The sequence below is a fragment of the Laspinema palackyanum D2c genome (genome assembly GCF_025370875.1).
GTDB lineage: Bacteria > Cyanobacteriota > Cyanobacteriia > Cyanobacteriales > Laspinemataceae > Laspinema > Laspinema palackyanum.
Map to the genome: position 1 here is coordinate 227,347 of NZ_JAMXFD010000008.1, position 24,560 is coordinate 251,906.

Sequence of the window (24,560 nt, forward strand, 5' to 3'; positions counted from 1 at the left end):
AGTCATGACCCGAATATTTATAAATAAAATCTATATGCAAATTAAATGAACTAGCTCAATCTGCTCGAAAAAACAACTGCTCATGTTCATGCTCCTGGTATCCCTAACCAGACAGGGTGAATCAAAATCAAACCCTTCAAATAGCTTAGAACCGCCCGAATCCGATTCCCGGAACAAGAAACCGGAGTTTTAGCCCAAAGCTGATGTAGAACCCGCATTCATTTGGGCCAAAACCCCGGTTTCTTCCCTGAACTGGACTCTCGACTAACTGTACTGTTCGCCCGATCGCGCTTCTGTCTCCAAATTAAACAGCAATCGTAGAGTTTCCATTGCTTGACGACGCGCTTCAATATCTTGCTGAGCCCGCAGTTGAACCATTGGATCATGCAGGATTTTATTAACAATTCCTCGGGTGAGTGCCTCAATCACTTCCTGATGTTTTTCGGCAAATTCCGACCCTAAACGAGACAGGGCTTTTTCCAATTCCTGCTCGCGAATGGTTTCGATTTTATCCCGTAAACAGCTAATCGTGGGCACCGTTTCCAAACTGCGCCACCAAACATCAAATGCTTCGACTTCTTCTTCCAGTAATCCCTCAGCTTCCATTGCCATTTGCCGACGGCTTTCTTGGTTTTGAGCGACAACTGCTTTCAAGTCATCCACATTAAACGAATGGACATTCGTGAGGGTATTGACATCAGAATCCACATTACGCGGCACTGAAATATCAATCAGCATCATCGAGCTATTAGGGTTTAAAACTGCTTCGAGTTTGGAGCGATTTAAAATCGGTTCAGTCGAAGAGGTACTCGTAAAAACAATATCAGAATCTGCAATGACGCTCATCATATCTGATATCAAATGCAGTTTCAAATCTGCATCAGGGAAGTTTTTAGCCAGTTCTTCAGCGCGCCGTAAGGTGCGATTGAGAATGGTGATTTGGGTAGCACCTTTGGAGAGTAAATGTTGAACCAGAAGTTTCGACATTTTCCCGGCACCGAGAATCGCAATGCGATAGGGTGCGAGGTCCTGGACCTTAATTTGGGCCAGTTCCACTGCGGCGGAACTGATAGAAACTGCGCCGGTGCCGATGCTGGTTTCCGTGCGAACTCGTTTGCCTGCGGTAATCGCTTGTTTCAGGAGACGATTGAGAATGCGTCCGACCCCATTATGTTGCTGACCGAGTTTGTGAGTATTTTTAACTTGGGCTAAAATTTGGCCTTCGCCGAGGACCAAGCTATCCAAACCAGCGGAAACCCGCATCAGATGCATGACGGCATCTTCTTGTAACAAAATAAACAGATGTTGTCGTAACTTATGAACGTTTAATTGGCCGCGTTCCGAGAGAAATTGGATGGCTTCACGAACGCCGGAGTCGGTTTCACCCGTTACGATATAAATTTCTAAACGGTTACAAGTGCTGAGAATCGCGACTTCTCGAATATTAGGATAGCTACATAAATGAGCGATCGCCTCTTTAATATCGGGTTCGGGAATACTCAGTTTTTCTCTAATTTCTACGGGTGCTGTCTTATGGCTAAGACCTACGACTGCAATATTCATGATTTCTCCCTGGATTTTTTAGTCGTTTACGCCCTCTTGATGTTTGACAAGCGTATCGATGAAATTCTATCTCTGGTGAACTGAATTAATCGGGTTGTCTTTATTTTTATGCTAACTGAAACCCGGGTGGGTTAGCGCAATCCTCGGGGATTAAGCAAGGGGAAAAGGCAGGGTCCAGGAGGAAAAACCCTCGGAACTGCACGGAGAGCGGGTTGGGGAAGGAGAGGGAGGGAGCGGACTTTAGAGGGGTCCGCACCACCGGCAGAAGGGATCACCGTGGCGATCGCTGGGGAAAGACTCTGCTGATCAAGCAGCCGGATTCTCACCCCGGTGACATCACAATTGTGAGGTCATCCTGCTTTCGTTCCTTCCTTAACCGCGCTGAGTTTTGGATTAGCGCAATTGTAAGCTCTTCGGAGTGTCGTTCATATGAATGGTATCGACAAAACGAGCGGTACTCGACTGGCTAGAAATAACCAGACTGTGAGTCCGAGCGCCGCCTTTGAAGAAGCGAACCCCTTGCATTAACGTTCCAGGAGTAATACCGGATGCGGCAAACAGCACCGTATCTCCAGAGGCTAATTCTTCAGCGTTGTAAACGCGATCGGGGTCAGTGATACCCATTTCTTGTAGACGAGCGATGTTGCTTTCTTTGCTTTCGCCAATCAGCCCAGTTTTCACGACTTCAGGGTCATAAATGAGCTGACCTTGGAAGTGGCCGCCTAAACAGCGCATGGCCGCAGCGGAGATCACCCCTTCAGGAGCAGCACCAATTCCCATCAGCGCGTGGATGTTGGTTCCGGAGAAGGCGCAAGAAATAGCAGCAGAGACATCTCCATCGCTGATCAGACGCACTCGGGCTCCGGCGTTGCGGATTTCTTCGATTAAGCCTTTGTGACGGGGACGATCCATCACCACCACGACCAATTCCTCAATGGAGCGACTCATGCAGTCCGAGAGGATTTTCAGGTTTTCGGTGGCAGATTTATTGATGTCCACATGATTTTTGGCACAGGCGGGTGCGGCGAGCTTCTTCATGTAGAAGTCGGGAGCTCGGAACAGGCCACCTTTTTCGGCAATGGCGAGAACCGCCATCGAACCGTTTTGTCCGTAGGCGACCAAGTTGGTGCCTTCACAGGGGTCAACGGCGATATCAATTTCGATCAGTTGTTGCGGGTCGCAGAAGTCCTTGGCATTTTCCTGAGTACAGATCCCAACTTCTTCCCCGATGTACAACATGGGAGCTTCATCGCGCTCGCCTTCGCCGATGACGATTCTGCCGCGCATATGAATGCGATTCATACGTTCGCGCATCGCTTCTACCGCCACATGGTCAGCGGTATTTTTGTCGCCTTTACCCATCCAACGAGCCGAAGCGATCGCGGCTTGTTCGACGACTTCAATAATCTCTAAACCGATTACACTATCCACGGAATTTTCCTCCCAACTGCCTATCAGCAGCCTTTTCTCTGGCTACAACCGTCTAAAAGTCTATCAGAGGACGGATACCCATAGCGATCGCGATTAACTCAGTTTTTGTTAAGTTTTGCTGCTAGGGCCCGGGTCCATTTGTTTCCCGGGAACAAAAACCCCGGTTTCAGCGCCCTTTCTGGGTTGCGAATTGCTCCAGATATTTCGCGGCAACCGGGTTGAGAACCCTCACCCACTCGGATGGCTGAGGTTGAGAAATGGGCAGTAGTGGGTAATCTGGGAGAGATAGGGTGGAGAAATGCCTGGACTCCCCCGAGAAACGGGAAAATCTGTGGTTCTCACGAAATGATCGGCTATGATCACACCCAGCACGATGGATTCCCAGCAGGCAGAACGCCTTACCCTTGCCGAATCGTGCGGCTTTGGTCTGATTTAAAACACTTTTACGATGCAAAACAAGATGGATGTCGAGGGGTTGGAAATCGAATGGCGATCGCCACTAGAACCGTCTAGTCTGGTAAATGCCTCTGGGCTGTTGCCTCTGACCACTGAAGCGGCAGGCACGGGATTCGATGCTGAGTTTTATTTGAATGCCTATCCCGATGTGGCTGAGGCGGTTAGCACCGGCCAGTTTGAGAGTGGGTGGCAACATTGGCTGCTCTATGGTCAGCAGGAAGGACGCTTGGTCGCTCCGCTGGAATTAGTTTCCCCCGAGGATACTCCCGGGGACCCTTTGATTGGTGAACAGGTCCCCAATCTAGCCCAACTACCGTTAAGTTTTATTCCCAATGCAGGGCAACTTGACCCCACGGTGAATTTTTCGGTCCGAGGGGCTTCTCATGGGATTTTCTTTACCCCCGATGAGGTGGTGTTCAGCGTCGCTGCACAACCGGACCCAGAATCCGATGAACTGCAATCCTCCGTGGTCCGCCTAGAGTTTGTGGGGGCGAATGGCAATCCGGTAATCGAAGGGATAGAACCCTTGCCGGGATTGGCGAATTTCTTATCCGGGTCCGATGAGTCCAGTTGGTCGGGGAATCTTCCCACCTACCAAGGCATTGCCTATCGGGACCTTTATGACGGGATTGATTTGGTCTATCGCGGCACCGAAGGGGAACTCAAACGGGAATTTGTGGTGGACCCAGGAGCGGATCCGGGGCAAATTCGGTTGGACTATAGCGGAATTGAGGCAGTCACCCTGCGGGAAGGAGCATTGGTGCTGCAAACCGCCTTGGGTGAGTTAATCGAGGCCGCACCGATTATTTATCAGGATATCGAAGGCGATCGCGTGGCGGTGGCAGGTCAGTATGAATTACTGGGTGAGGGCCAAGTTGGATTTGAGTTAGGCGCTTATGACCCCAACTATGCCTTAATTATTGACCCAACTTTGCAATATTCCAGCTATTTGGGAGGGACCCTGCAAGACCAAGGGGATGCGATCGCCTTGGATGCGGAAGGAAATATCTATATCGCCGGAAGAACTATCTCCACAGACTTTCCCACGCGGATTCCCATACAATCCACGATTAGTAATCCCCCGTCCTTCAAATTTGATGCCTTTATTACCAAGATTGCCGCTGATGGGGCCAGCGCCTTCTATTCCACTTATTTAGGGGGCCTGGAAAACGACCGGGCCTTAGATGTGGTTGTAGACAGTCGCGGCAGCGCCTTTGTGGTAGGAGAAACCAGTTCGGATAATTTCCCCGTGACGGTGGGAACAGCACAGACGGCAGCGAATGGAGAAACTGATGGGTTTATTCTCAAGCTGACTCCTAATGGAGGATTTATCGAATTGGGGACCTATTTTGGAGGGGCGCGCTCTGATTCGGTGAATAGTATTACCCTCGATAATGAGGGGAATTTTTATGTGACGGGCCAAACCTTTTCCGAAAATTTTCCGATGGTGAGTGCGGTGCAAAATACCATTGGGGGGAATGGGTCCGATGTGTTGGTGGCCAAGTTTAACCCCGTCGGAGGGCTGGTTTACTCCACGTTCCTGGGGGGATTTGGGAATGATGTGGGGAATGCGATCGCCGTGGATGCGAACCAGAATGTGTATGTTACGGGACAAGCGAGCACCGATAACTTTCCCCTGGTGTCCGAGTTACAGCGGCGGTATCGAGGGGGTGGGGATGCGTTTGTTACGAAAATTAGTAGTGATGGCAGTGAGTTAATTTACTCGACCTATTTAGGGGGCCGAGATAGTGACGTGGGGAATGCGATCGCCGTGGATGCGGCAGGTCACGTTTATGTTGCCGGAAGCACCGGAGTCCCCCGAGATGCTCAACCCCGGGCAGTGATTCCCCTGGGAGATTTCCCCACCCTTAATCCCATTCAAGGGCAGTTAAGTGGGTTATCCTCGGCCTTTGTGACCAAGTTGGCACCGAATGGGAGAAGTTTGATTTATTCTACCTTCCTCGGTGGCAGCGGGTTTGAGTCGGGGAATGATATGGCGATCGACGATCGCGGGAATGTCTATTTGACCGGAGAAACCACCTCCTCTGATTTACCCCAGGTTACGCCGATTCAGCCCCGATTTGGGGGGAATGGGGATGCGTTTGTGGGTAAAATTTTGGCCGATGGGAGGACGATTGACTATTTGACCTATCTCGGAGGGAATGGGTTTGAGTCGGGGAATGCGATCGCGGTGAATGCCGGGGGAACGGCGTTTGTCACGGGTCAAAGTGCGTCGCCGAATTTTCCCATTGTGAATCCGTTGCCGAATGCTGCCGGGGGTGTCCAAGGGGATGCCTTTGTGGTGGCGATCGCCCAACCCATCAACCCCACGCAACCGATTGTTGTCCCTCCCGGAACACCGGCCCCCGGTCCGGGTTCTTTACCCGGTCCTGGGGGTGCTGAACCCTTCCCCCCTGCACCAGAACCGACGGAACCCCCTGCGCCACCGCCACCGCCACCGCGTTTTGAAAACTTCATTCAGTCGGTGACAGAACGGGGTCTCAATCCCCTGAGCCTATATTTTAATGAGGGGGCCTATTTAGCTCAAAATCCCGGGGTAGCAGAAGCGGTCGCCGCTGGGACTTTCACCAGTGGGTTACAACATTATTTGCTGTTTGGCCGAGATGAGGGCCGTCCTGCGCCCACCCAGTTTTTCAATGAAGGGGAGTATTTAGCCCGAAATTCTGATGTAGCAGTGGCGGTGGGGACAGGTCAGTTGGCGAGTGGATTTGCACATTTCGTGCAGAGGGGATTTTTTGAAGGGCGCGATCGCAATGCCAAGCTGTTTTTAGAAAGTTTCTACCTCCGCCAAAATCCTGATGTGGCCGAAGCGGTGGCAGCAGGAATTTTCAGCAGTGGTTACAGTCACTATCTCCAGTCGGGGCAGTTTGAGCGGCGTAATCCCAATCCGGCGTTTGATGAAACATTTTATTTAACTCAAAATCCCGATGTAGCGGCGATCGTTGCTGCCGGGGGTTTCCAGAGTGGATTCGAGCACTTCATCGAACAGGGCGAATTCCAGGGTCGTCAACCTAGTCCGGTTTTCAACGAATCGGCTTATTTGTTCCGGAATATCGATGTGGCCCAGGCCCTGAATCGGGGGGCCTTCGGCGGCAGTGCGTTTGAGCATTTTGTCCTGTTCGGGGTACAGGAGGGACGGGTAGCGACTTCCTAGAATGAGACCTCCTGTGGCCCTCCCCTAAGAGCAGAGGGAGAATCATAGCTGTTCCGGCTCCCCCTTCCCTAGGAGGGAAGGGGGTTGGGGGGTTAGGTCTCCCCCGCCAATTCCCTGTGCCTCGGGGAGGATGAGGTAGGGTTTTTTCCAAATCGGATGAGGGAAACAGTGCGGTTTTCCCACCTTGTCTTCACGGCTGATGGATTAGTAAGTTATTCTGAATAAGAATGCTTACTAATCCTAGGATTGACTGCAAAAATTTACGATCGCTGAATTAAAGGAGAGCGCCGTGTCAGTAGAAACCATTGAAAAGACTTCAACGGTTCGGAAAATAGCACCGCGTTATCGAGTTTTACTACATAATGATGACTTTAACTCGATGGAACACGTCGTGCAAACTTTAATGCAAACCGTGCCGAGTTTGACTCAGCCTCAAGCGGTTAGCATTATGATGGAAGCCCATAGCAATGGGATTGCTTTGGTGATTACCTGCGCCCTTGAACACGCCGAGTTTTACTGCGAAACTCTCAAAAATCATGGGTTGACCAGTACCATTGAACCGGACGAATAAGGGTAAAGGGAATCGCGTGAAATTGAACTGGATCCGCTTCGGTGACTATCCGGCCCCAGGCAGGTTGGCTATTTTTGTGGCACTGCTTTTGGCGGTTTGGGTTCCGATCGCGGTGCCGATTTATTGGCTTGTCCCGGACCCCAACTGGGTAAGCATTTTATCAATGGCAGTTTTATATGGCGAGTTTATTCTCCTGGTGCGATTTTGGGGATCAAGGGTCTACGGACAACCCCAGATTCTCAAGCACTATGGGTTAGAGTTCTCTCGAAACAACGGCCAAGATCTCCTCGGAGGTCTTGGTTTTGGTTTGCTGAGTTTGTTCGGATTATTGGTAGTCGAGGGCCTGTTGGGGTGGTTGGGATGGCAACTGCCTAATCCTGCTGGATTGCCGAAAATTATTTTAGAAGGATTGGCGATCGCCCTGGGGGTCGGGTTTGCTGAGGAGTTGCTGTTTCGCGGTTGGCTGTTGGAGGAGTTAAAACGTGATTACCTTCCGGCAGTAGCGATCGCTGCAAATGCAACAATTTTTGCCCTCTTACATTTTATTAAACCCCTGGAGGCGATGATTCGGAATTTACCCGCGTTTCCGGGGTTGCTGTTACTGGGTTTAACCTTGCTTGCGGCCAAACGATTGGGTCAGGGTCGCTTGGGTTTACCCATTGGCTTTCATGGGGGTTTAGTTTGCGGCTATTATATGATTAATACAGGCCAATTAGTCGAATATTCTGGGGCGGTTCCCGAGTGGATCACGGGGATGGACCAAAATCCGATCGCTGGGATTTCTGGGATATTTTTATTAAGTGCGATCTGCTTTGGAATGGCTCGTGCTGCTCAGTTTAAAGTTACAAGTGAGAAGTAAACCGGCAGGTTCTGAATTCATAAGCCTGTGCCTTGAATTAAAGATAGTTAAAGAGGGAAGGGAGAGTGATGCAACCAATCCGAATCGTAACGACTGCATTCCTGGCGATCGCCACCTTCGCGGTTCCTGGGCGATCGCAACAAGTACCACCCCCATCGGTCTCCCGTGAGGAAATTGTGCAAGCTTGTGTGCAAGACCAGGTAGAACTTTTGCCCCCCCTTTTTAGTGATGTCCCTCCAAATCATTGGGCTTTTTTATCGGTCCAAAAAATTTCTTATTGTGGTCCATTTCGGTCCGCAACCCCTCCGAATTTAATCGAACGCTTGATTCGGGAAGATGGTTTATTACCTAACCCCATGACCTTGCCAGAGAGTCCAGAACCGACACTTTAAAGACTCAGGTGCAAGGGGATATAGAACCCAAGGCGATCGCCCGTTAGGGGGGGTCTTACAAGACATCAGAGGCGATCGCGACTTGCTGACCTTAGCGATCGGTACTGGAATCCAGGAGTTGCTCAAATTCAGCTATGGAACCAACCGAAATGGTTTGTCGGAGTAGCTGTTTTAGGGTAGAAATATCCTCCAGACGATTCACCGCTTCTACCAAGGACTGAGGGACTTCTCCAAACCGGACTTGCAAAAGGTCTAAGATATACTCTCGCTGGGTTTGTAGAATTCCCCGTTCCATTGCTTCTTCTTGGATGAGTTCTTCCATCGGACTGATGAATGGCATTTGTCTTTCCTCCCGATATTCAACGAGTTCGGTTCTTAATTGTTGTTCGAGTTGTTTCGGTAGAGTCATCATCCGGTCGATAAACCGGAAGAGATTCTCTACTTCCTCTGGGCCTTACATTAGGAATTTGACCCGGTTTTTGAAAATCATTTAATCATAACTAAAAAGCAGTAGAGATGATTTTAATTTATCATCTCTACTGGTGTTGGACGACTAAGCAAAAGTCTTAGGGATGGTTTGACCTGATGCGGTTCGTGGAATTTAGCTATCTGTACTGGGATTCAGGAGTTGCTCAAATTCAGCTATGGAACCAACAGAAATGGTTTGTCGGATTAGCTGTTTTAGGGTAGAAATATCCTCCAGACGATTCACCACTTCTACCAAGGACTGAGGGACTTCCCCAAACCGGACTTGCAACAGGTCTAGGATATTCTCGCGCTGGGTTTGCAACGTGCCTTGTTGAAGTCCCCGTTCCATTGCTTCTTCTTGGATGAGTTCTTCCATCGGACTGATGAATGGCATTTGTTTTTCCTCCCGATATTCAACGAGTTGGGTTCTTAATTGTTGTTCGAGTTGTTTCGGTAGAGTCATCATCCGGTCGATGAACCGAAATAGATTTTCTACTTCCTCTCGACGATATCCACCTTCATACAGGGAACGGATTAGGATCCATTTCCACTGTTTCCGTTCGTCCATTTTGCGGTTGGTGGCCTGGGTTTTTAAATGAGCCCTGACCATCAGCGCAAAGGGATTCTGTTCTGATTCTAACTGTTCCCACCGGGTTTGGTAGTCTAAGAGTTTGACTATGGGGAAATGCAGTTTGAGTTGATATTCCCCCAGGGTATAAGCATATTCTGTGGGTCGCCATGAGGCGTTATCATCTCCGAGAATGGCAATGCTGACCACGGGTTTGTTGTATTGGTCAAAGGCGCGGTAGTTATACTGATAGATCCGTTGGCTGAAGTCTTTAACATATTGACTCTGCACTTCGACGTGAATCAGTATCCACAGAGGATTGCCGTTGATGAGTTTAACTTCAAACAGTTTGTCGGGAAATTGAGTACCAACTTCGGAGTCTCGGCCTAGTTCTAGGAGTTCTTTGTCTAGGGACTGATAGGGTTGACTCCAGTCGATTTGGCGATGAATGTCGGGAAAGAAGAACTTGAGAAATTGTTCAAAGTAGAGGGTAATTGCTTCTTTCCACGGGGCATCATAGTCGGCTTTTACAGATTCATATTCCATGATAGATGCGTGGCGTTTAGATAATGTTATTATACAATAAGTGGGGATTTGATTCCATAATTCAACCTACTTTATTGAAATAATTTTATTAGAAACAAAAAGCAGTAGAGATAAGTTTAATTTATCATCTCTACTGCGGCTTGACTACTAAGCGGAGGTCTTAGGGATGGTTGTACCCGATGCGTTTAGCGGAATTTAGCTATCTGTCTGGGGATTCAGGAGTTGCTCAAATTCAGCTATGGAACCAACAGAAATTGTTTGGCGATGGAGCTGTTTTAGGGTGGAAATATCTTCCAGACGATTCACCGCTTCTACCAAGGACTGAGGGACTTCTCCAAACCGGACTTGCAACAGGTCTAAGATATTCTCGCGCTGGGTTTGCAACGTGCCTTGTTGAAGTCCCCGTTCCATTGCTTCTTCTTGGATGAGTTCTTCCATCGGACTGATGAATGGCATTTGTTTTTCCTCCCGATATTCAATGAGTTCGGTTCTTAATTGTTGTTCGAGTTGTTTCGGTAAGCTCATCATCCGGTCGATGAACCGGAAGAGATTCTCTACTTCCTCTCGACTATATCCTCGGTCAAACAGGGAACGGATTAGGATCCATTTCCACTGTTTCCGTTCGTCCATTTTGCGGTTGGTGGCCTGGGTTTTTAAATGAGCCCTGACCATCAGCGCAAAGGGATTCTGTTCTGATTCTAACTGTTCCCACCGGGTTTGGTAGTCTAAGAGTTTGACTATGGGGAAATGCAGTTTGAGTTGATATTCCCCCAGGGTATAGGCATATTCTGTGGGTCGCCATGAGGCGTTATCATCTCCGAGAATGGCAATGCTGACCACGGGTTTGTTGTATTGGTCAAAGGCGCGGTAGTTATACTGATAGATCCGTTGGCTGAAGTCTTTAACATATTGACTCTGCACTTCGACGTGAATCAGTATCCACAGAGGATTGCCGTTGATGAGTTTAACTTCAAACAGTTTATCGGGAAATTGAGTACCAACTTCGGAGTCTCGGCCTAGTTCTAGCAGTTCTTTGTCTAGAGAACGATAGGGTTGACTCCAGTCGATTTGGCGATGAATGTCGGGAAAGAAGAATTTGAGAAATTGTTCAAAGTAGAGGGTAATTGCTTCTTTCCACGGGGCATCATAGTCGGCTTTTACCGATTCATATTCCATGATAGATGCGTGGCGTTTAGATAATGTTATTATACAATAGGTGGGGGTTTTGATTGCATAATTCAACCTACTTTATTGAAACAATTTTATTTGAAACAAAAAGCAGTAGAGATAAGTTTAATTTATCATCTCTACTGCGGCTTGACTACTAAGCGGAGGTCTTAGGGATGGAGTTTCGGTTTCTCTTGAGGGGGTCTTCGGGTAGCCTGCTTGTGGGGTTTAGGGCTGATTGTAATATGACAGGCTGAAGGGTGAAATGTGGGTTCTATCTTTTAGGTTTGGATTAAAATGCCGTTGGTGATTAAATGGTCTAGTAAATCCATGACTTGGGTGGCTAAATCAGGGCTGTGAATTAAAATTCCGAGTTCTAAATTTAAGGAGAGGGCATATTCGGTGAGATTGGCGCTGGTGAGGAAGAGGTGGTGCCGATCGCCTATCACGGCTTTGATGTGCAGGGAACCGTATCGCCCGGTGGGGTCTTTTGGCCGTTTTTCTAAGGGCCAAACGAAGATTTGAAGGCGATTTAATAGGTCTGCACTCAAGGTTTCCCGCAGTCCAAAGGGAATTTTCCCGCCTCCGGAGGTGGGGGTTTCGGCAATAATTCTCACATTCACGCCGCGATTGAGGGCGGATTCCATTGCGGTTGCGATTTCGGGAATTTTGTAAATGGCAAAACTGACTAAGGTGAGTTGTTGTTGGGTTTGTTCGATTAATTGCAGCAAAACGCGATCGGTCCTGCGGATCGGGAGGAGGGAGGGTTCGGGTCCAGTCCAAACTAATTCGACGTTTAAGGCTTGTTGGCGGGTTGCGATCGCCTGTTGGGTACTTTGTAAGGCTAAGGCGACACTACGGCTATCCCAGTTGTGGCTATCCTGTTGCCAAATGGTCAGCAATTCAGCAATCAGGCGGCGGAATTTGGGGTTGGGGAATTGATTGAGGAGGCGATCGCAGCTTTCTAAGTCGTTGAGAGGTTCGTTGGTCAATTGTGCCACCAAACGCTGTAAAGTGTCGGGTGGCAAAATGGTAGCAACGCGGTAAATTTGCTCGATTAAGGGACTGTTCACCACTGTTTTTGGTCAAAAAAGGCCAAATTCTTGTCTTCTACCGTGGCAACCAACAGCGATCGGTCTAAAAACTTATTTCCGCGTTCGCAGGAGGTTTCTGGACTGAATAAGCAAGCATGACAAGCCGCCCAGTGTAATGCCGGGTTGCCTTCCGCAGGCTGATGTTCCGCACAAAGGGGGTCGGAGGCACAGAGGCGCATTTGTTCTAAAGCTTGGGTAACATGATATCCAAACGTGGCCGGTTCTCCTAAATTCACCAATCCACCTAATGTTCCCTCACTATCTGCTGAGGCGGTATAAATTAACACCCCGGCTTGAGGGCCGTTGTCATCCGTGGGTAATTGAGAGTAAATTCGTTCTCGCAAACTAGCGGCATTATAGCCACATTCTATGGCAAGTTGTCGCATTAAAGCATGGGCAAAGGAATGGATTAAACTATAACGAATTCCGGGAAAATTGGGTTTATCTGGGTCAAGATTTCGGCTGTTTAACCAATCTTTGTGGGCGACGCGGATTTGGTCTTCCCGTTTTTTTACCTTCTCTTGCTTTTCCCATTTTTGGATTAATTCTTCATTGAATTCTATAAAAATTCCTTCGCCTTTGACTTCCGTGGCAGGAACCCAACTGGGAAGATTGCGGCTGAGGTTTACCCAATATTTTTCGGGAATCTCGTCTAAATCTGTAAAGTCGCCGGGAGATTGCAGCCGCGTGAACCCGATTAGCGCCCTCACTTCTCGGAGTCGTTCTACTAAAACAATTTGTTTGAAATAATCGGTATAGTTTTGGGGAGAAGCAACGGGACGGAGTTGAAAGTCTGAGGTGTTTTGCTGGGGGTCAGCAGCGGATAAAAATTTCCATTCTGGGGTTTTGAGGTCTTTTAATTCGTTGGTTTCTTCCCCGCTTTGTTTTTGTTGGATTGCCTCCCAAATTTGGGGAATTGGATAGGGAGTCAAGTCTTGCATTTCTCCCCCAGATTGAAAGGCCGATAATAGAATTCCCAAAACTTCTGGAGTAGTTGCTTTACTTAACCGCGTCCAGTTCTGGGTCACTAATTCGGCTAATTTCCCCGATTGGGTGGGAATAGAAAGGGCGGATAAGGTGATGGAAAACCAGCTATTGGATGCGCCTAAGAGTAATCCTTTCATCTGTTGGTCGCATTCATCATCAAAGTTGCGAAGGTGGGGATGGCGACCCCGACAGTTGGGCATATTTTGCTTGCCTTTTTCTCCAAAAGCATCGGAGAGGGGGCGGGAGGTTTCGCAGCGATCGCAATACACCATAATATCCGCAGCAGTTCCAGAAATTCCCCGTTCTTCTAAGCGCAAAGGACCGGGACAACTGGTGTTACCATGATGGACAAAGTACAACCAGGGAAAATCATCTGAATGTCCGCGATCGCAAGCAGCTAAAAAGCGCACAGGAATTACTTTCGGGGGTCTTCTGGATTTGGAACAATTTTCATGAACATAGTGGGTTTCAGCGGGACGATAGGGATTACTTTTTAATTGGAAAAATCCTGATTTTAAAGGGGCTAATAATCGACATCTGGGACAAACGACCCAACCGGGAAAAGGGGCGACGGGAATGCCGATGCGGGAGAGTTCCTCTGGAGAACTCAGGGAATTACTTTCATCCGAAGGGAGTGGCGGGGACAGCAGTTGCTTGACTTGAGACCCTAATTTTTGACGAACTGCTGACAGTAATCGTTCTTCGGGCAATTCGACACTGCGGGATTTGTCCCAATCTTCTAATCCCATAATCATGACGGAAAGATTGGGTAAATCAGCAACTGCGCCGACTCCGAAGGAAAAGAGAATTTGACTGGGACGGAGTTCACCGACTCGGTATTTGTAATTTTTGTTGGAGTTCATAATAGGGGAAATAGGGGATAGGAAATAGGAACAATTGGCGGGGGTTCAAACTTAACAGCAACAATTGGCGGGGGTTCAAACCTAACAGCAACAACCGGCGGGGGTTCAAACCCCCGCCTAACAGCTAAAGTCGGTTAAAACCGACTGCAAGTCTGATCCAGTGGCAAGAATAGTCGGGGGTTAAAATCTAACATAATTAAGTCGGTTAAAACCGAATGCCAGTCTGAATCGAGTGGGATTTGTAGTCGGTTTTAACCGACTTTAGCTATGAGGCCGCCAATCGTTTGAACCCCCGCCGGTTGTTGCAACAGGTACTGCCACTCTGAATCGAGTGGGATTTGTAGTCGGTTTTAACCGACTTTAGCTATGAGGCGGGGGATTGATCCCCCGCCGGTTGTTGCAACTTTAGCTATGAGGCGGGGGATTGATCCCCCGCCGGTGTTTGCCGGTAGGGTTGGGGAAGCCGATCGCTGTCATCATCTGGTGGTTCTTCGGTAAAGATTAACCCAATTGTCGGTTCTACATTCCGCAAAGAATTCAGACAAGTAAAATCTTGCCACCGGGCATTTCCTGGCGTTTTTAACAATTGAATCGTGGTATCTTCCCGCTTTTTGATTTGATATTTCAAAATCCCCCCTCCCGGTGACGGTTTTGCCTGAGATAACCATCGGTCTAATTTCGCTTCTAATTCTTGGCGGACTGCTTGTCCTTGGGGGACGCCGCCGATCGCCTCCGCCCGTTGAACAATGGTGGCGATCGCCTTTTGGACTGAGGGGCGATCGCGTTCGATATGTCCTGCTGCATCATTGGCATTTAACTCCTCATCTCCTAACCGAATTAAAGACACTAACAACGCCGTTAATCCCCTATCTAATGCCCCGGATGCAAAGGGCGTCACGGATAGCGCTTCTACATTTTGGTAGAATGTTGCGTGATAGTGGGCAAAGCGTTCGTAATGAGATAAATCTCTAGGACGTGCCCAATTATAAATCGTAATCACTAATCCCGGAGAACTTCGACCGACCCGGGAGGTTGCTTGGATATATTCAGCAGTATTCTTCGGTTGTCCACAAACCACCATCACCCCTAATCGCTTGACATCCACCCCCACAGAAATCATATTTGTTGCTAGAATAACATCTAAGGGTTCGGGATTTTTGACCTTTTCTCCTGCTTTGCGCCGCTTTTTATTCTCCGCTGCTTGGTCCGGGTCAAAGGGAACTTCTAATTTGTCTAAAATGATGGGAATTTCTGTGGAATCTTTGCGCGAGGTTAACTCATCTAAGTTGTTTAACATCCGTTTGCCTAATCCCCGTTGTTCCATTTTCGTCAGGCGGGTACGGATGTCATCTTCCACTAAGCGGCGGGTTCCTCCTAATTCTCGCAATGAGTTAAAATAGCCGACTAACGTCATCCAAGAATCAACGTCTTTGCCATATTTTTCATACAAGGTTTGGGCGGATGCTAGGGTGGCGACATAGACCCGAATCATCGCCGCTTTCAAGCGTTTACCTGGGGCGCAAATTCCTAAGTATCGCCGTCCCGGGTAGTCTTCGCTGGGGTCTCGTTGGCGAGAAAAGAAGTTGTCTTCGATGTCTAATCCTTGGGGGGGAAAGACTTGCAAACTGCGTAAAAATAGGTTGTTGACTTGGGTTTGTGCTTGGCGAATGGTGGCGGTGGAGGCGACAACTTTGGGGCGGACTTTTTGGCCGTTGACTTCCCAGGAGGCGAGTTCATCCACGGCGGTTTCATAGAGTCCGACGAGGGTTCCTAATGGACCACTAATCAGGTGCAATTCATCTTGAATAATTAAATCTGGGGGCCGTAAATTGCGATGGGGGACGGTTTTGGCAGCGGGGAGTTTGGTGGTTTTTTTATGGCTATTTTCATCTTGGAGGTCCGGGGACCGAAATCCATGCCGATCGCAGTATCCACTCACTTTCCCAAATAGCATTTGCACTTCCCCTTTCCAAGGCATTTGGGCAAATTTATCCACGGTGGCAATTAATAACGAAGGCAGGCAGCGATAAATCTCTTCATCAACAACCACCACCGGCAATCCTTCCCCCTTAGAAAACAGACAACGCCCGATCGCATCGCCACATTGAATCACCGTCCGTCCTCTACCTTTCTCCACCGAGTCAACATGGATATGTTTCCCCGGGTCGATCGCACTGCCACACCAGGGACAGTTGGTCAGTTGGTGGGGTGACCCTGTTCCTCCGGTATAAGATTGGCCGCGTTTTTGCTTGACAAATTCATCACTTTGGGAGGTATAATTAGGAGTGCTACTGTTACCCACCCAGAGGCCAATTCTAAACGGCACTTTCCCCCAGGTTTGCTCATCATCGCGGCGAAGGGACTCACAGGCACAAATGAGGGTGGTGGCCCGTTGGAATTGTTGCAGGGTCAGCAGGCGGAGGGTATAGCGCATCAAAACTGCTACCCCATTTTCCCCGTCGCGACTGCCTACGGTGCCTTGCAGACGGCGAATGGCTAAAGTATAAGCAGTTAACCCCAGATACGCCTCGGTTTTACCGCCTCCCGTGGGAAACCAGAGTAAATCTGCTGTTGCCTCCGTGGGATGAGTGCGATCGCCGTGATGCAAATCCGTGAGACTGGGGAGATTCAGCAGCACAAACGCTAACTGAAACGGATACCAACTGCGATTTTTAGGCGTATCCAACGCCTCTAGGGTGACCGTTTCTCCCCGGCGGACTTTTTCCGCATAAAGACTATGGAGGCGTTGCTGCCACATGGCGGCATTGGCAAATTGAAACCCCTGAATCGCTTGGGAGTTGGTTTGCAATAGGGCAATTCCTTCGCGAATCCGTCTTAAGGTTTCTTGGCAGTTGGCGATCGCCCGTTTTGCTGCTTCTCTCCAGGGGTCGAGTCCCTCCCTAGGTTGCTGCAAACGGTCCTGTTGCTGGGCAATCCAACTGGCATAAGCATCCGGTAACGGGGTTAATAATCCCGGTAAGTCTTGCGGATTGACTTGGGCGAGTTCCTTCATATCTAAACTCAACCCCGCCAATTCTGGGATTTCTTCCACATTCGGTGGGGTAGTTTTGGGTACTTCGTATCGGGGGATAAAACTCGTTGTGAGTTCCGTTGCCCGATTGAGGCAGGATGAAGTTTCCTCCGGCAACTCATCCCCGGGGATGTTCCGTGGGGGTTGTTTCACCGCCACACTCACCCCATGTCCCACAGCAAACTCCACCTGACGGCGATACAACATCCCCATTGCTTCATTTTCCGCCCGAATCATTGGATCAAGATGTTCTAGGGCCAAAGGTAAGGGCCGTTTGATAAATATATCCGGATTATTTTTATCGCCGGACCGAATTTTTAACTCCGGTTGGAACATCCAAGCGCGATCGCGTAATTTGGCGGGTTCCTGTTGTCCATTCACCAGAAACACCGTAACAATCCAATCCCCATTATCCATCCGGCGAGACTGACCCCTAACAACAATTTCCCCTGATTGTTCAGCATTGGGAACCCATTCAAAGCGGTGATTTTGTTTCAGGGGTTGGATGCGACTCCCGGCGATCGCATATCGTTTCCAAACTGTTTCAGGGTTGCCATTCTCCTGGGTCAAAATTTCACTTTTTTCCCGGTCATATTTTCCCCAAGATGCCGTAATTTCTAAACTTTCAGCAGTATTCTCCACACAAAAAGTCAGTCCCATCGAAGAGGGAAACATCGTCGAGGGAATCGCCACGGTTTTCTCCGTTGTTCCTTCCTCGGAATTATCCTTTCCCCCCACCGCCAATTCATCTTGCTGTTCCTCCGTCCCCTCATCCTTCCCCTTCTGTCGCTTCAAAGGGGCGAGTACACCAACTAAATAGCGGTCCGTCACGCGATTTTCGTTAATTTCCTCAGTCTCTCCATTCACCGGACCCAGTAAATCCTGAATAATTAATTCCTCTAATTCTGCCCGGATTTGTGCAGGAGAAGGTTTAGTAAAAATAGAGGCAGGGGGTAAAGTTTCTGCTGGAGTTTGGAGAATCATCTTCGCTTCGATGAGACTTCCCGTTTTTTCGGGATGAGTTGCAGCAGTATATTCAGTTCTAAGAAAGCTGAGTTGAGTTTCCCCATCGGTTGATTTAATCGGTTGAGATTTTGGGGATGCCGGTTTTTTGGGAATTGTTTCTGCCGAGATATTCTCTCGCCGCCGTTTAAAAAAGTTACAGACAACCTGAATCATGCGATCGCTGACCCCATCATCCAGATTCAACCCCTCACACTCCGAGTCAATCCCTGCCAATAAAATCTCTAAAACTTCATCCGGGGCAGATTGGACCCTACTCCAATCTAATTGCGCCTTACCCTCGCGCAAGTCTCGATTAATCGCTGCGAGGTCTAAATTTTCTGGAAGGACCGGGGGAAGTTTGATGATTTGCATAACGAATCACATCCGAAAATAAGGGGTTGTAGGATTAAGTGGATTTACTGCGATTGGAAGAGTTGGGAGAGAATGCCTAATATTTTATCATAACTCGTAATATAATATTCATCCAAATCGATAAATAGCGTTTGTCTGGTAACCCCGATAAACCGGCGGGGGTTCAAACGATTGGCGGCCTAATAGATAAACCGGCGGGGGTTCAAACCCCCGCCTAATAGCTAAAGTCGGATAAATCCGACTGGGATGCTGGAGAGAAAAGCACCAATTTACAATAACAATGCTGAACATAAATTCACCGTTTTCAGTAACCCCGATAAACCGGCGGGGGTTCAAACCCCCGCCTAATAGCTAAAGTCGGATAAATCCGACTGGGATGCTGGAGGGAAAAGCACCAATTTACAATAACAATGCTGAACATAAATTCACCGTTTTCAGTCGGTTTCTAACCGACTTTAGCTATTAGGCGGGGGTTTAAACCCCCGCCGGATGCCGCTAACTACAGATTCCGGCAACCCACGGATACCCCCAATCCCCTAAAACTCGATCGCCAGTTGACCCGGTGAACTGTTGGATTGACTGCTTTTCTTCCCTTTACTCTTCCCTCCTTTTTTCTTGCCTTTATCATGTAACCCAGCGGCGACTTCTTCGGCGTAGCGTTGGTGGTTGAGTTGCAACAGGCGGTCTAATATTTCCCGTCTGGCATCTTCGCTAATGGTAAACCGGATTCCCTGTTTGGTTTCGTGGAATCCGTGATTGAGTTTTAGGTCGGTCCAACTGTAGGCGGTGGCGACGGCGTTATCCATTTGAATGTGCAAGTCTCGCAGGGTTTGGATATCTTCGTCGGTTTCTTTCGGTTCGTGAAAGCGGTTATAGGTTTTGGTAAGTCCCTCTTGTCGAGTGGTCATGATTTGTTGGCGGTAATTATAGTATTTTTCTCCAATTTCTTCTAATTCGTTCGTAGTAACCCCTTCAGGGGTTGCATTTTGATGACTCCTGAAGGAGTCACTACAAACGGGGGGGAAGGGGAAGGTTTCAAAACCATCTGTGGGAGAGTAGCGAATACCTGCATCTCGCATTGTTGAACATTTATCCCAGGCCCAAACGTTATGAATTGATGATTGTAGTAATGTCAGATAACCAGTGGTAGTAAAAGGCAAAACAACTAATTGCTCACTAAAAACAATACTCGAAGGAACAAACTCCATAATAAGTAATTTACTAACTCTAGCGGCAACTAAAACCCGATTACACCCCGAGATTGCCTCATAAAGTTCTGGCCTATTTCTCTCATATAGCCACCATTTTTCACGGGCAGATTTACTATATTTATTAGCTTCTCTTTCCGGTTTAACCTTCTCCTCAACAATTGCTAAACAATCGGGATAATCAACCGCATAAGGAGGACCTTTGGGCTTTTTCTGGTCATCATGTTCCGCATCCAAAGGCCAATCTTGAAAATTAATCACCCAGCGACTCGGCGATTGGTCCGGATTGGAGTTTAAATCCTGTCCATTCAAATAGGGAAACAACACCTCTTGATTGCGCGGGTCTTTTTTTATTAACTCTTGTGCTTCCTCTGGAGTCATCGTAAACCCCAGACCCAAAACATTAGAACCTTGAAAAGATTTACCCTGATTTTCAGCTAATCGATAAGGATTTCCCGCAGATTGACCGGGTACAGTTAAATAAGGAGTAATCCCCGAAACAACTTTATCCTCTAAAACAAAATTTCCCTGCCATTTCCCCTGATACCACCAGACATAAGCAACTTCTAAACTAGCAGTTCCCGGCCAAGGACGACTGGGAACGGCGCGAGGAATGATTCCCCCTTTTGTTACTAATTGGTCTAACCCCACTTCTCGGGTATCCCCTTGGGCGATGGTATTGGTTGCCACTAAACCAAATCCGCCATTTGCCTGAATTAATTGTTGCCCTCGCAGAAAGAAATAAGCACATAAATCTGCACTGCCTTTCGTTCCAATTGCCAACCATTCCACTAAATAATCCCGGTAAGGCGTTCCTAACGTTCCCGTTATCTTTTGCCCTCCCATAAAGGGCGGATTGCCTACCAAGGCATCAAATCCGGAGGATGAAGGATGAAGGATGAAGGATGAAGGATGAAGGGGAGAGGGTGAGGAATTGGTGAGGAAGACTTCCGGGAATTCGAGTTCCCAATGAAATGGAGATAACTTGTCTAAATCTGGTAACTTCGCGCGGTCCTGGGGTGAAACATCTTTCTCTCCCTTTGCCACGAATAACAATCGCTGGCGAATTGCCTCCCGTTCTTTGGCATTTCCCTCCACCAAATAACTGGAAACCAATAAATCGCAACGGTCCTGGAAATCCTTCATGCGCGCCGTTGCTTCCGACAACAATCGCGCCTTTTCCTGTTGTTCTTGCGGGGTATCTGCGGGTTTAGAGGCAATTTGCACCCGCAACTGAATCGCTTCATCAATTTCCCGACGGACTAAATGACTCCCGATGTCGAACTGTACCCCTTCCGATAGGTCTAAATTCCAACAGCGCAACTGTTCCAAAGTCACTCCCACCAAGGAATCCCCACATTTCAGGGCATGATCCAAAAAGGTAAAGGGTTTAGCCTTCTGCAAGGTTTCCAACCATAAAGATAACTTCGCCATCTCCACTGCCAAGGGATTCTTATCCACCCCATAGATACAGCGTTCCACGACAATTCGCTTGGCAACGGTAAACCGTTCCTCCGCATCCTCCGGTATCAAAGTTTCGGACAATTCCGGTTTAGAAAGATTCCCTTCCGGTATCACGTTCGGAGTCACTCCTTCAGGAGTTATTTGACTCCTAAACGAGTCACTACTAACTTCCCAACTCTCCACTAATCTTTCTGCTAAATAGCGACAAGTTTGGACCAAAAATGCCCCCGAACCCATCGCCATATCGCAGATTTTCAGAGTTAGCAATTCTGCTGCCGGTTTCAATTCCCACTCTTCCTTCGGTTTCCCTTCCGCAACTCCCCGATACACCAACGGTTCCAAGGTATAGCGGACAATTTCCTCGGTTAAACTCTTGGGAGTATAGTGAGTACCCGTTTCCCGTCTGTCACTCCCTTGAGTCACATAAACACTCCCCGAGGGAAATATCACCGGATATTCAAAGGTATCCCAGCGAATCAATTCCGCAAACGGTTTCACCCGTTCCCACAGTTGTCGGTCATTGTTACAAGCAACTAAAAATTTCCCCAAGTTCGTAGTAACGACTTCAGTCGTTCTCTTCTCCCCGTTCGTAGTAACGACTTCAGTCGTTATCTTCTCCCCGTTCGTACTAACCCCTTCAGTCCTTCCCAAACGCCCACTCACCGCCTCACCCGGAACTAATTTCTGCAATGCCGAAGGCGATCGCCCGGTTACCTTCTTCAAAAACTGAATCAGTTCCGCTTCCCCCGCCTGCCACTGCGCCTCCAACTCCTCTAATGCCACCTCCGGTTCTTTATCCTTTGTTCCCACCAATCCCAACACCGGAGAACTGGCCCGGACAATGGTATGATCTAACAACCCCTCATACACATGACCAATCTGTTCCACTTCCAACGCCCGAAAGGACAACCGGCGCGCTTCGGTTCCCCCTCCTGGCACTTTCACCTGCAAGATTTGCAACGCTTCCAACAGATGTAACACCGTGCGATTATCCACGGGAAGCGGTTGCGCCAAAGTCTCCCGCCAATTCCCCGCACTTCTTCCTTCCAAAAAGGGGAATTTATCCGGGTTAAACAAATCCCCCCCATAAGCAGGCAACCGCAATAAATCATGTTCCACCCCGTCAAATACTACCCGAAAGGTTGCCAACAACCGACACCAGGCATCATGACGCCGTTCTAAAATTTCCTCGCCATAATTATCCGCCATTTCTCGCAATTCAGCGCGCAGGGTGGAAACGGCATAGGATTGGTCATAGAGGCGATCGCCTAACAGCAACAACCCTTTCTCTTCCGCTGAAAACAGGAACACCAAGCGCATCATCACAAATAGCGCCGCCTCGTACAGTTCCCGTTCAGATATCTCCTTTAATAACCTGCGATCGCGGTCTTGGTCAATCTTATCTAACTTTTGCACCAACACCTCAACCGCTTTACGAACCTGAACCCCTAACTGGTTCGTCACCTCCTCCTGAGAGTCGGCACTTTTCGCCAAAAGCGCTTCCAAAGTTTCATCATCTTCCACCCCAAAGAACCGGCGAACCCCCAACAAACTTCTAAAGGCGCGTAGAGTAATCTTTTCCTCAATCCAGAGATTGGCATACCAGGAAATATAACTCACCGTCGGCGAAGGGTTCTGATATTTCACCCCAGGCAACAGTTCCACCCCACCCCGAGGCGCATTCACCAGCATCCAATGTTCGCCATTCGTCACCAAACCCAATCCTACCCCAGTTCCCCGCAACAACTCCATCATCCGAGTTGCCGGAGATGCAATCCACCGGGACCCCCCCATCTGCCTCTCTAACCCTTGTTTCGGGGGAACAAATTGCACCAAAACCCGAGGTTTCCCGGTATCAGGATGCGCCACCACCCAATTGGGACGAAGGGTTTCCTGATGTTCTGCAATAGTCACCCCCAGACCCCCAGAAATCTGCGGTCCCGTTAACAAGACTTCCTGGGGAAACTCCAAAATCTCCCGCAACACCCACTCAATCCACATCCGATGAATCCCATCGCCGTTGTCATCCTGCCATTCTTGATACGCCTGTTTCAGAGTCCGAAACGAGTCAGGGTCATGGGAATCCAACCCCTGGGGAAAGGCGTCCAGCAGCACATTCATATTCAGAAAAGGACCGGATGCCTCCACCAGAGACAACCATTCAGCATGATGACGGGGGATAGACATGGTTTCGTGAAGAATAGGGGGTTCCATTATTTAACCATATCCCTGTAGGGGCGATTCGAGAATCGCCTGTCCATATCCCTGTAGATCGCGTCATCCGGCGGGGGTAGATCGCGTCATCCGGCGGGTAGATCGCGTCATCCGGCGGGGGTAGATCGCGTCATCCGGCGGGGGTAGATGGCGTCATCCGTCGGGGGTAGATCGCGTCATCCGGCGGGGGTAGATCGCCTCATCCGGCGGGGGTAGATCGCGTCATCCGGCGGGGGTAGATCGCGTCATCCGGCGGGTAGATCGCGTCATCCGGCGGGTAGATCGCGTCATCCGGCGGGGGTAGATCGCGTCATCCGGCGGGGGTAGATCGCGTCATCCGGCGGGGGTAGATCGCGTCATCCGGCGGGGGTTCAAACCCCCGCCTAACAGCTTAAGTCGGTTAGAAACCGACTGAAGATTTTGTAAATCCCTGGAATGGTCCCAGTCGGTTTCCAACCGATTCGCCCGACAACCCCCCAAATGTCTTTATTTATCAAACTGAGGGGAATGCCAGATTGAGGGGGGATCATCTCGATCGCTCATTTGTTCCAAAGCGGCGATCTCTGTGTTATTTTGATGATGAATTTTCTGATTTTGAACGTAGTTCACTGCTATATCCAGTTGCTTTCGACCTACAGAAAATACTCCATAACCGTCTTGCCATCCAAATTTTAGAGTGGGTTCACCACCCGTATGATTCAAATGATAGGCACTACTCCCTTTAATATGTTTGACAAATTCGGCCACGGATAAACTAGGCGGAATAGAAACGACCAAATGAATATGGTTTTCTATGCCACCAATGGCATGAACTATGCATCCCAGGGCGTTAGCTTTTCCGATAATATATTGATACAATACAGGTTCTCTCTCTGGAGTTATCAAAGGTTGACGCTTCTTAGTGGCCCATACCAAATGATAATAGATTCGCCAGAGAGACATACCCATTTCTCCTGAGTCAGTTTTTTTAATTCATAGGATTTTATCAAAGATTTGGCGGGATTTCAAACCTAACAGATCTGGCGGGGGGTTGGGGGGCGATCGCCCCCCAACCCGGCGGGGGTTTAAACCCCCGCCTAACACCGAAAGTCGGATAAATCCGACTGAAGAGTTTGTAAATCCCTCC

The 24,560-nt window shown here is 48.8% G+C and carries 14 protein-coding genes; 4 read left to right on the plus strand and 10 right to left on the minus strand.

The genetic code is table 11. The features are described 5' to 3' along the window. Positions 1 to 264: 264 nt before the first annotated feature. Positions 265 to 1,563 (minus strand): glutamyl-tRNA reductase, encoded by a 1,299-nt coding sequence (locus NG795_RS12700; protein WP_367289028.1) that lies wholly within the window; start codon positions 1,561 to 1,563, stop codon positions 265 to 267. Between the two features lie 393 nt (positions 1,564 to 1,956). Further along, entirely contained in the window at positions 1,957 to 2,994 is a 1,038-nt protein-coding gene (gene glpX / locus NG795_RS12705) for a class II fructose-bisphosphatase (protein WP_367289029.1), read from the minus strand. 448 nt (positions 2,995 to 3,442) lie between these two features. Here glpX and NG795_RS12710 point away from each other — a divergent pair, with 448 nt between their 5' ends. The 4 genes from NG795_RS12710 to NG795_RS12725 all read left to right on the plus strand — a co-directional run bounded on the left by NG795_RS12710 (position 3,443) and on the right by NG795_RS12725 (position 8,447). Next, entirely contained in the window at positions 3,443 to 6,625 is a 3,183-nt protein-coding gene (locus NG795_RS12710; protein ID WP_367289030.1) for a DUF7948 domain-containing protein, read from the plus strand. A 289-nt stretch (positions 6,626 to 6,914) separates the two neighbouring features. Continuing rightward, a complete protein-coding gene (clpS, locus tag NG795_RS12715) occupies positions 6,915 to 7,196 on the plus strand; it encodes an ATP-dependent Clp protease adapter ClpS (protein ID WP_015146967.1) in 282 nt (93 codons plus the stop codon). A 16-nt stretch (positions 7,197 to 7,212) separates the two neighbouring features. Continuing rightward, complete coding sequence (locus NG795_RS12720) at positions 7,213 to 8,055, plus strand: CPBP family intramembrane glutamic endopeptidase (RefSeq protein ID WP_367289031.1); 843 nt, start codon at positions 7,213 to 7,215, stop codon at positions 8,053 to 8,055. 68 nt (positions 8,056 to 8,123) lie between these two features. Further along, on the plus strand, positions 8,124 to 8,447 hold the full coding sequence (locus tag NG795_RS12725) for an S-layer protein (protein WP_367289032.1): 324 nt from the start codon (positions 8,124 to 8,126) through the stop codon (positions 8,445 to 8,447). Between the two features lie 91 nt (positions 8,448 to 8,538). On the opposite strand, the gene NG795_RS12730 is transcribed toward NG795_RS12725, so the two are convergent. The 8 genes from NG795_RS12730 to tnpA all read right to left on the minus strand — a co-directional run bounded on the left by NG795_RS12730 (position 8,539) and on the right by tnpA (position 24,376). Further along, positions 8,539 to 8,859: a hypothetical protein gene (locus NG795_RS12730; protein ID WP_367289033.1), complete on the minus strand. Its 321-nt coding sequence runs from the start codon at positions 8,857 to 8,859 to the stop codon at positions 8,539 to 8,541. A 189-nt stretch (positions 8,860 to 9,048) separates the two neighbouring features. Further along, positions 9,049 to 10,029, minus strand: coding sequence for an RpnC/YadD family protein (locus NG795_RS12735; protein ID WP_367289034.1), 981 nt, complete (start codon positions 10,027 to 10,029; stop codon positions 9,049 to 9,051). A 195-nt stretch (positions 10,030 to 10,224) separates the two neighbouring features. Beyond that, complete coding sequence (locus NG795_RS12740; protein WP_367289035.1) at positions 10,225 to 11,205, minus strand: RpnC/YadD family protein; 981 nt, start codon at positions 11,203 to 11,205, stop codon at positions 10,225 to 10,227. A 272-nt stretch (positions 11,206 to 11,477) separates the two neighbouring features. Then, a complete protein-coding gene (gene drmC, locus NG795_RS12745; protein ID WP_367289036.1) occupies positions 11,478 to 12,269 on the minus strand; it encodes a DISARM system phospholipase D-like protein DrmC in 792 nt (263 codons plus the stop codon). Then, the gene (drmB, locus tag NG795_RS12750; RefSeq protein ID WP_367289037.1) at positions 12,266 to 14,140 is read right to left on the minus strand and encodes a DrmB family protein; all 1,875 of its coding nucleotides are present in this window, start codon (positions 14,138 to 14,140) and stop codon (positions 12,266 to 12,268) included. The genes drmC and drmB overlap by 4 nt, the downstream gene beginning before the upstream one ends. Before the next feature lie 409 nt (positions 14,141 to 14,549). Next, positions 14,550 to 18,548, minus strand: a complete 3,999-nt coding sequence (gene drmA / locus NG795_RS12755) for a DISARM system helicase DrmA (RefSeq protein WP_367289038.1) — start codon at positions 18,546 to 18,548, stop codon at positions 14,550 to 14,552. A 536-nt stretch (positions 18,549 to 19,084) separates the two neighbouring features. Then, entirely contained in the window at positions 19,085 to 23,434 is a 4,350-nt protein-coding gene (locus NG795_RS12760) for an Eco57I restriction-modification methylase domain-containing protein (protein WP_367289039.1), read from the minus strand. Positions 23,435 to 23,920: 486 nt separating this feature from the next. After that, positions 23,921 to 24,376 (minus strand): IS200/IS605 family transposase, encoded by a 456-nt coding sequence (tnpA, locus tag NG795_RS12765; RefSeq protein ID WP_367289040.1) that lies wholly within the window; start codon positions 24,374 to 24,376, stop codon positions 23,921 to 23,923. Positions 24,377 to 24,560: the final 184 nt, after the last annotated feature.

What these genes read in the sequence shown, in the direction of transcription:
- NG795_RS12710 (WP_367289030.1), top strand. Translation starts at nt 3,443, where the DNA reads ATGCAAAACAAGATGGATGTCGAGGGGTTGGAAATCGAATGGCGATCG.
- NG795_RS12730 (WP_367289033.1), bottom strand. Translation starts at nt 8,859, where the DNA reads ATGATGACTCTACCGAAACAACTCGAACAACAATTAAGAACCGAACTC.
- NG795_RS12740 (WP_367289035.1), bottom strand. Translation starts at nt 11,205, where the DNA reads ATGGAATATGAATCGGTAAAAGCCGACTATGATGCCCCGTGGAAAGAA.
- drmA (WP_367289038.1), bottom strand. Translation starts at nt 18,548, where the DNA reads ATGCAAATCATCAAACTTCCCCCGGTCCTTCCAGAAAATTTAGACCTC.
- NG795_RS12760 (WP_367289039.1), bottom strand. Translation starts at nt 23,434, where the DNA reads ATGGAACCCCCTATTCTTCACGAAACCATGTCTATCCCCCGTCATCAT.
- NG795_RS12725 (WP_367289032.1), top strand. Translation starts at nt 8,124, where the DNA reads ATGCAACCAATCCGAATCGTAACGACTGCATTCCTGGCGATCGCCACC.
- NG795_RS12700 (WP_367289028.1), bottom strand. Translation starts at nt 1,563, where the DNA reads ATGAATATTGCAGTCGTAGGTCTTAGCCATAAGACAGCACCCGTAGAA.
- NG795_RS12735 (WP_367289034.1), bottom strand. Translation starts at nt 10,029, where the DNA reads ATGGAATATGAATCTGTAAAAGCCGACTATGATGCCCCGTGGAAAGAA.
- drmB (WP_367289037.1), bottom strand. Translation starts at nt 14,140, where the DNA reads ATGAACTCCAACAAAAATTACAAATACCGAGTCGGTGAACTCCGTCCC.
- tnpA (WP_367289040.1), bottom strand. Translation starts at nt 24,376, where the DNA reads ATGTCTCTCTGGCGAATCTATTATCATTTGGTATGGGCCACTAAGAAG.